This is a genomic window from Mycobacterium sp. ITM-2016-00317, assembly GCF_002968295.1.
GTDB lineage: Bacteria > Actinomycetota > Actinomycetes > Mycobacteriales > Mycobacteriaceae > Mycobacterium.
In genome coordinates, this window is the sequence record NZ_CP134399.1 from 3,891,559 (window position 1) to 3,903,608 (window position 12,050).

The following is a 12,050-nucleotide window of genomic DNA, read 5'->3' on the forward strand; positions in this document are numbered from 1 at the left end:
GCACCCCCGTGCATGGGCCGCAACGCCCTTCTCGGGCAGTTTGTTTGCGTTTTCAGCGGGTTGCGGTCAGGGGTGTGACGTCCTGCTTACCCGAGCCCTTCGGGGGCTATCGGTGCGGGTTCCGGAGTGACACTCTGGACCTATCAGGACCCCGCTAGTCGGGCCAAGTTCTCACTGAGGAGTTTCGAATGACCGACCACCGTCTGAGCGAAAAGTTCGACGAACTCTCCGACAAGGCGAAGGAGTCGGCGAGCAAGCTCAAAGCCTCCACCGAGCACGAGAAAGACCAGTTGAAGGCCGATGCCGCCGCGGCACACAAGCGTGCCGAGTCGACCACCGAGCAATTCAAGAAGCACGTCGACGACGCCTCGGACAAGATGGCCGCCCAGTGGGACGAGGTCCGCGACAAGTGGAAGGCCCACGTGGCCAAGATGCGCTCGGAGATCGAGGAGAAGAAGGAAGAGCACGACATCAAGGTCGCCGAACGCAATGCCGACCGGGCGGAGGCCTACGCCGAGGACGCCATCTGGTTCGCCGAGAGCGCCATCGAGGAGGCCGCGGCCGCTTGCATGGACGCCGTCTACGCGCGCGCGAACGCCGCAGCGCTGAAGTCCTGAGCACGCCGCACCAAGCGCAGCAGCCCATCAGCCCCTTCCGAGCAGGAGGGGGCTGATGTGTGTTCACCGAGCACCTCGGACCGGACACATTGGGCACCCGCCCGCCGCAGCCACCGTCTCCGATGCGAAGCGATCGGCCCCACGCGACTAATTCGCCGCCCGGCGGGTAGGAGGAGCTCTGATCAGCGCCGCCGATCGGAGGGAGACCGATGGATCTCGCTGAGCGCCATTTCCGGCTCGAATCGCTTTTCCCTGGGCTGAGCCTGCCCGACCTGCTGGCCGCAGAGGATGTCAGCACACTCGATGTCGGCGCGGGCGAGGTGATCTATACCGCGGGCGACCCCGGCACGTGCTTGTTCCTGCTCGGGTACGGCCGGGTCCAACTAGGGCGCAGCGGCTACGACGGCCGGGAATGCACGTTCACCGTGCTGGGTCCGGGCGAGCTGTTCGGTGAGGAGTCGGTGTTCGATCCAGGACGCCGCGGTTCGACCGCCACCGCGCTGACCGATGCCTGCGCGTTGTCCTTGGGACGTCGGACGGTGATGTCGATGCTGGCCACAGATCCGCGGATCGCGCAAGGATTTCTGCGCGTGCTCGCCCGCCGCATCCGCAGGACCGACAGCAACATCACCGATGCGGTGTACGCCGACGTCGCCGCCAGGGTCGCCAAGCAGTTGCTCGGGCTCGCCCAACGGTTCGGCGTCCAGGAAGACGGGGCGATGCGCGTTCCGATGGACCTCACCCAGCAGCAGTTCGCCCACCTGGTGGGCACCTCCAGGGAGTCGGTGAACAAGGCCCTGTGCCACTTCGCCCAGCAGGGCTGGATCGTCCTCGGCGCCGACAGCATCGTGATCCGGGAATCCGAGCCCCTGGCCGTGCGGATGAACGGCTCCCGTCGTCCGGGCCGGGGCACGGACCGCGTTTCTTCGACAGACAGGTGAGAGATGCAGATCGACGTCACGTTCATCGGGACCGCGACCACGCTGATCCGCTGCGGCGCGATCACGGTCCTGACGGACCCGAATTTCCTGCACCAGGGCCAGCACGCCTACCTCGGCTACGGTCTCTGGTCCAAGCGCCGCCGGCCCCGGCACTGAAGGTCGACGAGTTGCCGCCCCTCGACGCGGTGGTGCTCTCTCACTTGCACGGCGACCACTGGGACCGCGTCGCCGAACGGGGGCTGGATCACCAACTGCCGGTCATCACCACCCACGCCGCGGCGAAAAGCCTGCGGCGCCGTGGCTTCGGCAACGCCGTGGGCTTGTCCACCTGGGACAACACGGTCCTTGCGAAGGGATCCGAGCGGCTCACGTTCACCGCGCTGCCGGGCCGGCACGCACCGACGCCGGTGGACCGTCTGCTGCCGCCGGTGATGGGCACGATGCTCACCTTTGACACCGATTCCGGTGGGGCCAGACACCTGTACCTGTCCGGTGACACCTTGCTGATCGACGAACTCGACGAAATCCCGGTGCGGTTCCGGTCGATCGATGCCGGGGTTCTGCACCTGGGCGGCACCCGCCTGCCTGCGGGCAACCGGCTGCCGTTCGGGCTGACCGTGACGATGGACGGCCGGCAGGGCACTGAGATGGTGCGACGGCTCGACCTGCCCCGGGTGATCCCGGTGCATTTCGACGACTACGGTGTATTCGCCTGTCCCCTTGCCGATTTCACCGCGGCGATGGCAAACGGGGGCATGGCCGACCGGATTGTGGAGATCGAGCGCGGCCAGACGGTGTCGCTCTGACCGCGCCCGATCTCGTCGGATTTCAGCGAGGGTCAGCGAGCGGTGGTTCCCGGCGCGGCAGTGGCCCGGGCGACGTTGCGGCCCAGAATCACGCCGAGACCGATCATCCCGACCGCGAGCCCGAAGTGCAGCCAGTCATCGGCGGCGTTGACCGGGATGAAGTTCGCACTGGAGTCGCGGTCGATGAGCATGCCGTACAACCACAGCACGGCGTAGATCGCGCCGCCGCCGATCAGGTACCAGCGCGCCGCGGGAGCGCTGCGGGCCAGCGCCACCCCGGCCACGCCGAACAAGAGATGGACGATGTTGTGCAGGATCGACACCGCGAACACACCGAGCAGCATGGCGCCGGAATGGTGCCCGGCGAAGCTCAGTTCGCTGTAGTTCGTCGTGATTCCGGGGATGAAGCCGGCGATGCCGACCAGCAGGAACACGATTCCCACGACGAGCGCGGCGAGCTGAACGGGGCTACGGGTTGTCGCTGTACGGTTCTCTGAAGCTGTCATGCCGCGCAACTACCCGGCAGATCTCGAAGAAAACACGAATCGGCGCCGAAATCGACCTACTCACGCGGTGGCATCACGCGAGCACCTGTAATCGGTTCCATGGCACCCCGGACATGGGGTCGTAGTCGCCGGTGAATCCGGCCTGCCGGTAGGTCGCCCCGATTCCGTTTCCGCTGGGGTCGACCTCGAAGGCAACGTTCAGCGCTGCGCCGCTGACGTCGACGACGTAGGCACCGTAGACTTGCATGGCACGTGCGACCGCGCGAACGCCCGGCGGGAGATCGAGGGCGTCGAGGTCGACGCCGGGGTCGAGACGAATCCTGGCGCCTTCGGGGATGCAGTTGGCACGATTCGATTTCCCGTCGGTGGAAGTCGCCGGCGGGCGGAACGTACCGGCGCACACGTTGTTCGTCGCGACCGCCAGCGCGTGCGGAATCACACCTTCCTGAATCTCCGCCACCTGGATGACACCGCCCAACCTCGACGCACCGGAGCCGGTGGCTCCGCCACCCCACCCGGATCCGTTGAGGTTGGTGATCGAACCCCATCCCGCAGTCCACCCGCCACCCGACTGACGCGCTCGCCACAGCTCAAAGATCTGGCCGCTCGACGCGTCGACCACCACCATCGCGGCATCCGATCCCGAACTCGGCCGCGCACCTGCGGGAATCGGAACCTGAACCCCTTCGAATGGGCACCGACCCCAATCCTCGGTACAGCCGACGCTGTGGCTGGGAGTGCTGGGGTCCGCTTGGTAAATCGGGATACCGTAGGCGACCAAGTTCGCGGACATGGCGCCGTCGCTGGAGAGATGCGCGACCATCACGTCACTCTTCGGGTCGATCGCGGCACCGTCCGGAATCGGGGTGCGGAACGGACTGCCCGGCGAGAACGGTTGCATCGCCGCGTGGGCAAGTGGAGCGGGGCCGGCGAGTGCCACGACCGTAACGATAATCGAAATGAGTGCGGCTATTCGCGCGGCGGCGACACTCCCATTAAATCCCGACATAAAACTTGCATTCGGAAAGAAATTGCTGTGGTTCGCCATGTACGCTCATTTCATCCGCAAATAACAAATCCGGCGCAGACGAATCGCGTCGGTCCTGATGTCGGCTCTGCAACCGCTGGCTACCTGACAGCGTACGTACGTTACCGTCCTGGCACAGGGGATCGTCCGAAACGGAGATCCACAGCGATCATGCATCTTCCCTCACAGATTTGGCTTTGCGGCAATCCGCGGGCGCCAGGTGGGAGACACTCGACCGCATGATCGACAGTTTTTCGGCAACCGCCCGTGACGCGAGAACACGCTTGATTTACCCGGCTCTAATTGTTCTCGGGGCCGTAGATCTCGCCACTCTTTCAGAAAATCACGGCGAGGCCGAAGACTCCGTGCAATACATCATGAACGTCACAAAAGGCGAGAGTCTATTTCTTCCCAATCACCTGTTGTTCAACGCGATCAACTGGCTGCACTATCGGCTCTGGACGGCTTTCGGCTACTCCGCCGACGCCACGGTGCCTATGGAGGTCTTGTCGGTCGCCGCCAGCCTGGCCACGCTGTACCTGGTCCATCGGATCGCGCTTCGAGTAGGCGCCCCGCCGCTGATGGCGCTGGCTGCTGCGGGTTGGACCGCGTTCTCCTATGGCTTCTGGGTCTACAGCGTCGAGGCCGACACCTACCTGCTGCCGTTACCGGCAGTGCTTGTCGCCGTGTTGGTGCTGTTCGACATTCGGCCGAAGGAGTGGAGCGGGATCCGGGGGCCGGCAGTGCCCCAACTGATTGCCCTCGGAGCGCTCAGCGCCTTCGCCGCCTTGCTCCACCAGCAGTACCTCTTCTTGATCCCGATTTTCGGGATGAGTTTAATAATCATCTGGCGGGCGACGCCTGGGCGCACCACCGGATCCCTGATCACCACGACTTCGGTCTACGGTCTGGTAGTAGTGGGCGTGGTCTCCGTGGTGTACTGCGCAGTTGGTTTCGTTGCGCTCGGCCAGAGCGACATTGCGGAGACCCTCGCATGGGCACGTGGCCACGCCAGTCAGGGCACCTGGGTGGGCTTCTCTCTGATGTCGTTTCCGATGATGCTGGTCGGCCTCGTTCGGGTGATTCTCGGCATCAACTTCCTGGCCTCCCCACACGCGGCCGATGCGATGGCGATGATCTTCCCTGGCAAGGTGCTGCTCGAAGAGCACTACGTCGCCGAGCATTACATCGGGACAATACTGTTCTGGGTGATCACCGCCGCCACGCTAGTGGCCGTTGGCACGATCGTCTGGTTGACGTTCCAGGCAACGCGCGGCACGGGCGCCGCCGAGCCGTTGTCGCCGCGGTGGACGTTCACACGTTTCGGGGTCATCTACCTGGCGGTGTACGCCGTCCTCATTCTGATCTGGGAGCCCTACAACTTGGAATTCTGGATAGGACTCGTTCCGATACTCGCCATCTTGCTGGTGAGTCGCCTGATCGGGAAAGACGGTGTGGCCCCGGCAAGCATCGCGCTGGCGCTCGCCCTCGCGGTTGCGAACTTCTTCGGCGGCGTCTGGCCCTATTCCCATGCGGACTCCGACTACTGGACATATCAGAACGCTGGTCTCATGGCCATCGCCGGCACCACAGACGTGATCGTCACCGAATGCGTGTACGTGTGCCAGGGAAACCTCGTGCTAAGCACCGGTGCCCGCTTGATCCCGGCATCATCGGATGACACCGCAGAGCTTTCGGCCGCGCTCGCCAACCCGTCGAAGGGGCGGCTACTCGTGTCGTCCTGGGCGTTCGCCGCACCTGAAGGCGTCGCCGAACCGGAAACCGCGGGCCCCAGCGAAGTCAGATCGATGTTGGAGGGGCTTCGTGACCGCTTCATCGAGGTCGCCCGTTCCGGCTCGCAGACCATCTGGCAGGTGATGCCCGCCGACCGGCCGTGATGCCTACCGTCGATCAGGCGCGGACCTCGCTGCGCGCTCACCGCCCACCACTATTGGATGCGCAACGAGCGCACTGAAAATCCGGGCCCGCGCTTCGCCGACGACCTGGGGTGTTCGCTTTCTGTCGGTACGCTGTGAGCCATGAATGCCGCACTTCTCGTCCTCATCGTCTTGGTGGTCGCGGCGATCGGTCTCGCCGTCTACGCGACGTCGAAGTCGACGCAGAAGCGCAACGCCGCGACGCTCGCCGACGCCAAGGCCGACGCCCGCCGCGTGATCGAGCGACTGGGCGGGCAGGTGTTCGCACTGACCGCGACCGACGAGGCCGCCATGCAGGCGCTGGCCGACGCGTCCGAGCGCTACACCGCGGCGTCGTCGCAGATCGACCAGGCCACCACCGCCAAACAGGCCGAACTGGCCAAGGAGAGCGCGATGGAGGGCCTGTACTACGTGCGCGCGGCGCGCACGGCGATGGGCATGGATCCCGGTCCGGAGCTGGAGTCGCTGGCCGGGCAGCGCGCCGCGGGCACCGTCACCGAGGACCGTCGAGTCGAGTTCGAGGGACGCGAGATCGAGGCCTCGCCGACGCCGTCGCAGCGCACCCCGAACTACTACCCCGGCGGGCGCGTCGCGGGCCGGCCGGTGCCTGCCGGCTGGTACTCGGAGCCGTGGTGGAAGCCGGCGTTGGTCGCCGGCGCCTGGGGCCTGGGGTCGGCGCTGCTGTTCACCAGCCTGTTCTCCGGCATGTCCGGCGTCGGTTACGACGCGCAGGCGTTCGAGAACGGCTACGGGGACGGTTTCCAGGACGGGATGGACCAGGGCCAACTCGAAGGCGGTGACGCCGGCGGCGGTGACTGGGGCGGTGACTCCGGCGGCGGCGACTGGGGCGGCGGCGACTGGGGTGGTGGCGGCGACTTCGGTGGCGGCGACTTCGGCGGGTTCGACTTCTAGAACCGGCTCTCCAGCCGCGCCGACACCCCGGCCTCCTGCAGGTCGAGCCGCTCGAGCATGGCCCGCACCGCCTCCTCGTCGATGCGCCCGGCGTCGCGCTCGCCGATGAGCGCGGCGCGCTGTGCGGCCAGGACGTCGCGGTAGAGCTGGGCGAACACCTCGGCCCGCAGCGTGTTGGCGGCGGGGTCGGGCATCTCGTCGGCGTCCTGGGAGTGCCGTGCCACGACGGCACGGATCTCGGCGAGCACCCGCGGGTCGAGCCCGGCGGGCGGGTGGGCGCGGAACTCGGCCAGCACTTCCGCGGACGCGTCGTGCACCACCTTCTCGGCCTTCTCCGTCTCGGCGAGGGTGTCGGCCCGGTCCGCGGTGGAGGACAGGTCGAGCCGGCGGATCAGCGGCGGCAGCGTCCATCCCTGCAGCAGCAGCGTGCCGACACTGACCACGAACGCGATGGCCTGGATCGTCGCGCGCTCGGGGAACGGGTCTCCCGCGGCGGTCGTCACCGGGATCGCCGCGGCCGCGGCCAGAGTCACCACGCCGCGCATACCGGTCCAGGACACCACGACGCTCTCCTGCCAGCTGAGCCTGCGGTTGTCGATGCGGGACGGCCGCCGGTCCGCCGGCCGCTCCCTGCGGCGGGTGCCGAGGGCCCCGCGCGCGCCGTCGGGGATCGGCACGCTCAGCCGCTGTTCGACCTGCCGCGCCAGCACTCCCCTGCCGAACATCACGAATACCGACAGCGGCCGGATCACCAGCACGATGAGCAGCACGACCGCCGAGGCGACCGCCACCTGGCCCAGCGACTCGTGGGCGGTCCGCAGGTCGTCGAGAACGAAACGAAGATGCAGCCCGATGTAGGCGAACACGAACGCTTCGAGCAACACATCGACCGAGTTCCACACGTACCGTTCCTGCAGCCGGGTCTGGTAGCCGGCGTCCACCGTCCCGCCGCCCACCACGAAGCCGGCCACCACGACGGCCAGCACGCCGGAGGCGTGCATCTCCTCGGCGACGATGAACGCCGCAAACGGCACCATCAGCCCCTGGACGGTCTCCAGTGCCGGGTTGGCCAGCCGCCTGCGGATCCACAGGGTCACGTACCCCAGCGCCGCACCGACAGCGGGCCCCAGCACCGCGCTGTAGCCGAACAGCAGCAGCGGGTTCTCGATGAAGGTGTGCCGGCCGGCGACCTGCGCCACCGCGACGGAGAACAGCGCCAGCGCCGCCGCGTCGTTGATCAGGCTCTCCCCGGTCAGGATCGTCATCACCCGTTTGGGCAGCCCGAGCTTGCGGCCGACCGCGACAGCGGTGACGGCGTCCGGCGGGGCGACGATGGCGCCGAGCACCAGTGCGGTCGCGAACGTCAACGGCACCACCACCAGCCAGGAGGACACGGCCGCGACGGTGAACGCGGTGACCACGACGAGCACCACACCGAGACCCAGGATCGGCTTGATGTTGCGCAGGAAGCTGGGGAACGAGAAGTTCAGCGCCGCGGAGTACAGCAGCGGCGGCAGTACCACCGTCAGCAGGATGTGCGAGTCCAGTTCGGGCGCTTCGAATCCCGGCACGAACGACACCGCGATGCCGACCACGACGATGATCAGCGCGGGTTCGAGTCCACGCCGGTGCGCCATCGCCGTCACCACGATCGCGCCCACTACCACCAGGATCAGTTCCACCCGGAGATTGTCCCGGGTGGCTCAGCGCATGTCCCGCCGAGCCTCGCCGTGCCGGCGGATCAGGCCTGGCAGGTGGGACACCAGAACAGGTTGCGTCCCTCCAGTTCGACCGTCCGGACCGGTGTCGCGCACACCCGGCACGGCTCACCGGCGCGGCGGTAGACGTAGGTGCGCGGCCGGCCTTCCCGGTAGGACGGTGCGCCGTGGTCGTGCTCGGGCGCCACCACGACGATCTTGCCGCGCCGCACCCCGACCTTCATCAGCGCGACGAGATCGGTCCACAGCTCAGCGAACTCGTCGGCGGTGATCGTCGTCCCGGGCCGGAACGGGTCGATGCGGTGCCGGAACAGCAGCTCGCTGCGGTACACGTTGCCCACCCCGGCGATGACGGTCTGGTCCATCAGCAATGCCCCGATCGGCCTGCGAGACTTGGTGATTCGCCGCCACGCCAGCGAAGGGTCGGCATCGGCGCGCAGCGGGTCGGGGCCGAGCCGGGCCACCACGTCGGCGACCTCGGGCTCCTCGATCACCTCGCAGACGATCGGCCCGCGCAGATCGGTGCCGTACTCGGCGCCCAGCATCCGCATACGCACCTGCCCCACCGGCACCGGCATCGTCCCGTCCTCGGGCAGCGGCCACTCGGTGAACGCGCCGTACAGACCGAGGTGGACGTGTACGACGCGCCCGCCCTCGTAGTGGTGGAACAGATGCTTGCCCCAGGCGCCGGCCTTCTTGAACACCCGCCCGCTGACCGCCGCAGCACCGTCGTCGAACCGGCCCTGCGGACTGGACACGATTACCGGCGCGCGGCCGAACCGACGCTGGTGCTGCCGCGCCAGCCGGTGCAGCGTGTGTCCTTCCGGCATCGGCTACGCGCCGGGCACCGGCGGCGCGACGTGGGTCTTCTCGTAGTCGGCCAGGATGTCGATACGACGCTGATGCCGCGGGGCCTCCGACCAGGCCGTGGACAGGAACGTGTCGACGATGGCCAGCGCCTCCTCGGTGGAGTGCATGCGGCCACCGATCGCCATCAGCTGGGCGTTGTTGTGCTCACGGGCCAGCGCCGCGGTCTCGGTGCTCCACGCCAGCGCGCACCGCGCTCCGGGCACCTTGTTCGCCGCGATCTGCTCGCCGTTGCCGGAGCCGCCGAGCACGATGCCGAGGCTGCCCGGATCCGCCACAGTCTTCTGTGCGGCGGCGATGCAGAAGGCCGGGTAGTCGTCGTCGGCGTCGTAGGTGAACGCGCCGCAGTCGACGGGCTCGTGCCCGGTCGCCCCGAGGTGCTCGGCGATGGCCTGCTTGAGTTCGAATCCGGCGTGGTCGGCACCGAGGTAGACGCGCATGGCGGACACCCTACCTCCCGGTTCACCTGCCGCTTCGGGCACCGCGAACCGGTGGCGGGCCCTGCTCAACCGACGCTGATCGCGTCCAGTCGCTCCTTGATGAAGGCCGCCGAGGTCACCGGATCCAGCCCGGTCACCTTGCCGACGGGCGGCGCCAGCGGCGTGACGAGCGCGTCGTGATCTGCCTCGTAGAAATAGATCAACGACACCAGGTCCTCCTCGGGCGCGTCCGGCTGCGGGGGCAGCACCCGGTGCCGACCCGACGGCCACCGACGGCCACTCCAATACTCCAGCAGGTCACCGATGTTCACCGTCAACGCGTCCGGGTCGTACGGGGCGTCCTCCCACCCTGCCTCCTCCGAGTACACCTGCAGCCCGCCGGCGCCGGGCTCACGGTCCAGGATCGTGACGGTGCCGAAGTCGGTGTGCGGGCCGATGCGGAACTGGCCGGGTTCGGGTTCGCCGACGACGCTGACCGGTGGGTAGTGGTTGATGTTCATCGTCCACGTCGGCCTGGCGGCCAGCTCGGCGAACGGATTGACCTCCATGGAGAGCGCGTGGGCGCACAGCGCGAGCAGATCATCGGCGACCCGCCTCATCTGCGCGGTGTACTCGGTCACCAGGGATTGCAGAGCGGGCACCTCGCGCGGCCAGACGTTCGGTGCGAACCAGATCCGGTCGACCTCCGCGTCACCGGTCGCGGTGTCGGCGCCGAGGCTGAAGCTCTCCTTGAGGTCCGGCGGGGTCTCAGTGCCCTCGGCGAAGCCGTTGGCCTCCGCGCCCGGCCCGATCCAGCCGCGCCCGCCCACCGGCACCGAGTAGTGCTGCTTGACCGCTTCGGGCAGCGCGAAGAACTCGCGGGCCGCGGCACGCACGTCCCGCGCCAGCGCCGGGTCCACCCCGTGCCCGCGCACCAGCACGAAGCCGGCTCGCTGCAGACCTGCGTCGATCTGCTCGGCGACCTCGTCGGCAGCCGAACCGCCGGCGCGCCATGCCGAAAGGTCGACCGTCGCAATGACACTCATCTACTTGACACTCCTCACGTGCTCACTCGCCGATGTCCTCGGCCCACAGCTGCGGGTTGGCGGCGATGAACTCGCTCATCATCGTCACGCACCGTTCGTCGTCGAGGACCGTGACGTCGACGCCATGCTCGGCGAGCCAGTCGTGTCCACCGGTGAAGGTCCGGCTCTCCCCGATCACGACGGCGCCGATGTTGAACTGCCGCACCAGACCGCTGCAGTACCAGCAGGGCGAGAGCGTGGTCACCATGATCGTCGAGCGGTACCCACGCTGCCGCCCGGCGTTGCGGAACGCATCGGTCTCGGCATGGATGGACGGGTCGTCGAGCTGCACCCGCCGGTTGTGGCCGCTGCCCAGCAGCGTGCCGTCGGCCGCGAACAGCGCCGCGCCGATCGGAATACCGCCTTCGGCCAACCCTTTTCGCGCCTCCTCGACAGCGACGTCGAGCATCTGCTGAGGAGTCGGTATGGCTTCGCTGCGGTGATCCTGGTTCGACACAGCACCAATTATGCGGCCCCCGCTGGTCGTCTCGGCCGCAATCACCGCTACACCCTCATCCTGTTGCCTCCGGCTCGCAACCGGAGGCAACAGGATCGAAACATTCCGGTGAGGTCAGTCGAACTCGGGGCGCTCGGTGCGGGTCCGCTTGAGCTCCCAGAAGTGCGGATAGGACGCGAAGATCACCGACGCGTCCCACAGGCCCGCCTCCTCGCCGCGCGGGATGCGTGAGAGGACCGGACCGAAGAATGCGACACCGTTGACGTGGATGGTCGGCGTGCCGACGTCGGGACCGACGGCGTCCATGCCCTCGTGATGGCTCTTGCGCAACGCGTCGTCGTAGTCGGTCGACGTCGCGGCCTCGGCGAGTTCGGCGGGCAGTCCGACCTCGTCCAGGGACTCCGCGATCGCCCGGGCGAAGGTGGGGTCGGTCTCCCGGTAGCCGAGATTGTGGATGCGGGTGCCCAGCGCCGTGTAGAGCGGCCGCAGGATCTCCGGGCCCTTGGCCTGTTCGGCGGCGATCGCCACCCGCACCGGCCCCCAGGCCTTCTTCATCGCCTCCTGGTACTCCTCGGGCAGGTCGCGTCCCTCGTTGAGCACCGCCAGGCTCATCACGTGGAAGTTGACGTCGATGTCGCGCACCTTCTCGGCCTCAAGCACCCAGCGGGAGGTGATCCAGGCCCACGGGCACAGCGGGTCGAACCAGAAATCGGCGCGGGACTTCTCAGACATTTGCGTGGTCCTCTCGTATGCATGCA

General features: G+C 67.6%; 12 protein-coding genes and 1 pseudogene. 5 read left to right on the forward strand and 8 right to left on the reverse strand.

From position 1 onward, the window contains the following. Nucleotides 1–188 precede the first annotated feature (188 nt). The 3 genes and pseudogenes from C6A87_RS18515 (at nt 189) to C6A87_RS18525 (ending at nt 2,364) form a co-directional block, all read left to right on the forward strand. Nucleotides 189–617: a hypothetical protein gene (locus C6A87_RS18515; RefSeq protein ID WP_311113623.1), complete on the forward strand. Its 429-nt coding sequence runs from the start codon at nt 189–191 to the stop codon at nt 615–617. Nucleotides 618–826: 209 nt separating this feature from the next. Beyond that, nucleotides 827–1,558 (forward strand): Crp/Fnr family transcriptional regulator, encoded by a 732-nt coding sequence (locus tag C6A87_RS18520; protein WP_311113624.1) that lies wholly within the window; start codon nt 827–829, stop codon nt 1,556–1,558. A gap of 3 nt (nt 1,559–1,561) precedes the next feature. Next, nucleotides 1,562–2,364 (forward strand): annotated as a pseudogene (locus C6A87_RS18525) (MBL fold metallo-hydrolase). 32 nt (nt 2,365–2,396) lie between these two features. Here the strand turns inward: C6A87_RS18525 and C6A87_RS18530 are convergent. Further along, nucleotides 2,397–2,870: a DUF4383 domain-containing protein gene (locus tag C6A87_RS18530; protein WP_311113625.1), complete on the reverse strand. Its 474-nt coding sequence runs from the start codon at nt 2,868–2,870 to the stop codon at nt 2,397–2,399. 73 nt (nt 2,871–2,943) lie between these two features. After that, on the reverse strand, nt 2,944–3,918 hold the full coding sequence (locus tag C6A87_RS18535) for a hypothetical protein (RefSeq protein ID WP_311113626.1): 975 nt from the start codon (nt 3,916–3,918) through the stop codon (nt 2,944–2,946). 218 nt (nt 3,919–4,136) lie between these two features. Between C6A87_RS18535 and C6A87_RS18540 the strand changes: the two genes are divergently transcribed. Together C6A87_RS18540 and C6A87_RS18545 are read left to right on the forward strand one after the other, a co-directional pair. Next, the gene (locus C6A87_RS18540) at nt 4,137–5,795 is read left to right on the forward strand and encodes a hypothetical protein (protein ID WP_311113627.1); all 1,659 of its coding nucleotides are present in this window, start codon (nt 4,137–4,139) and stop codon (nt 5,793–5,795) included. A 141-nt stretch (nt 5,796–5,936) separates the two neighbouring features. After that, nucleotides 5,937–6,746 carry a DUF1542 domain-containing protein gene (locus C6A87_RS18545; RefSeq protein WP_311113628.1) on the forward strand — a complete coding sequence of 270 codons (810 nt, stop codon included), beginning with the start codon at nt 5,937–5,939 and terminating at the stop codon, nt 6,744–6,746. On the opposite strand, the gene C6A87_RS18550 is transcribed toward C6A87_RS18545, so the two are convergent. The 6 genes from C6A87_RS18550 to C6A87_RS18575 form a co-directional block, all read right to left on the reverse strand. Further along, nucleotides 6,743–8,428, reverse strand: coding sequence for a sodium:proton antiporter (locus C6A87_RS18550; RefSeq protein ID WP_311113629.1), 1,686 nt, complete (start codon nt 8,426–8,428; stop codon nt 6,743–6,745). The genes C6A87_RS18545 and C6A87_RS18550 overlap by 4 nt on opposite strands. A gap of 59 nt (nt 8,429–8,487) precedes the next feature. Beyond that, a complete protein-coding gene (locus C6A87_RS18555; protein ID WP_311113630.1) occupies nt 8,488–9,294 on the reverse strand; it encodes a zinc finger domain-containing protein in 807 nt (268 codons plus the stop codon). Nucleotides 9,295–9,297: 3 nt separating this feature from the next. Next, nucleotides 9,298–9,771 carry a ribose-5-phosphate isomerase gene (locus C6A87_RS18560; RefSeq protein WP_311113631.1) on the reverse strand — a complete coding sequence of 158 codons (474 nt, stop codon included), beginning with the start codon at nt 9,769–9,771 and terminating at the stop codon, nt 9,298–9,300. Nucleotides 9,772–9,836: 65 nt separating this feature from the next. After that, entirely contained in the window at nt 9,837–10,796 is a 960-nt protein-coding gene (locus tag C6A87_RS18565; protein WP_311113632.1) for a 2-oxoglutarate and iron-dependent oxygenase domain-containing protein, read from the reverse strand. A 22-nt stretch (nt 10,797–10,818) separates the two neighbouring features. Continuing rightward, nucleotides 10,819–11,244: a nucleoside deaminase gene (locus C6A87_RS18570; protein WP_311117985.1), complete on the reverse strand. Its 426-nt coding sequence runs from the start codon at nt 11,242–11,244 to the stop codon at nt 10,819–10,821. A gap of 162 nt (nt 11,245–11,406) precedes the next feature. Beyond that, a complete protein-coding gene (locus C6A87_RS18575; protein WP_311113633.1) occupies nt 11,407–12,024 on the reverse strand; it encodes a DsbA family protein in 618 nt (205 codons plus the stop codon). Nucleotides 12,025–12,050 lie beyond the last annotated feature (26 nt).

Excerpts from the sequence above, each read along its gene's own strand:
- C6A87_RS18560 (WP_311113631.1), bottom strand. The coding sequence starts at position 9,771 with ATGCGCGTCTACCTCGGTGCCGACCACGCCGGATTCGAACTCAAGCAG.
- C6A87_RS18530 (WP_311113625.1), bottom strand. The coding sequence starts at position 2,870 with ATGACAGCTTCAGAGAACCGTACAGCGACAACCCGTAGCCCCGTTCAG.
- C6A87_RS18540 (WP_311113627.1), top strand. The coding sequence starts at position 4,137 with ATGATCGACAGTTTTTCGGCAACCGCCCGTGACGCGAGAACACGCTTG.
- C6A87_RS18575 (WP_311113633.1), bottom strand. The coding sequence starts at position 12,024 with ATGTCTGAGAAGTCCCGCGCCGATTTCTGGTTCGACCCGCTGTGCCCG.
- C6A87_RS18570 (WP_311117985.1), bottom strand. The coding sequence starts at position 11,244 with ATGCTCGACGTCGCTGTCGAGGAGGCGCGAAAAGGGTTGGCCGAAGGC.
- C6A87_RS18515 (WP_311113623.1), top strand. The coding sequence starts at position 189 with ATGACCGACCACCGTCTGAGCGAAAAGTTCGACGAACTCTCCGACAAG.
- C6A87_RS18555 (WP_311113630.1), bottom strand. The coding sequence starts at position 9,294 with ATGCCGGAAGGACACACGCTGCACCGGCTGGCGCGGCAGCACCAGCGT.
- C6A87_RS18565 (WP_311113632.1), bottom strand. The coding sequence starts at position 10,796 with ATGAGTGTCATTGCGACGGTCGACCTTTCGGCATGGCGCGCCGGCGGT.
- C6A87_RS18535 (WP_311113626.1), bottom strand. The coding sequence starts at position 3,918 with ATGGCGAACCACAGCAATTTCTTTCCGAATGCAAGTTTTATGTCGGGA.
- C6A87_RS18545 (WP_311113628.1), top strand. The coding sequence starts at position 5,937 with ATGAATGCCGCACTTCTCGTCCTCATCGTCTTGGTGGTCGCGGCGATC.
- C6A87_RS18520 (WP_311113624.1), top strand. The coding sequence starts at position 827 with ATGGATCTCGCTGAGCGCCATTTCCGGCTCGAATCGCTTTTCCCTGGG.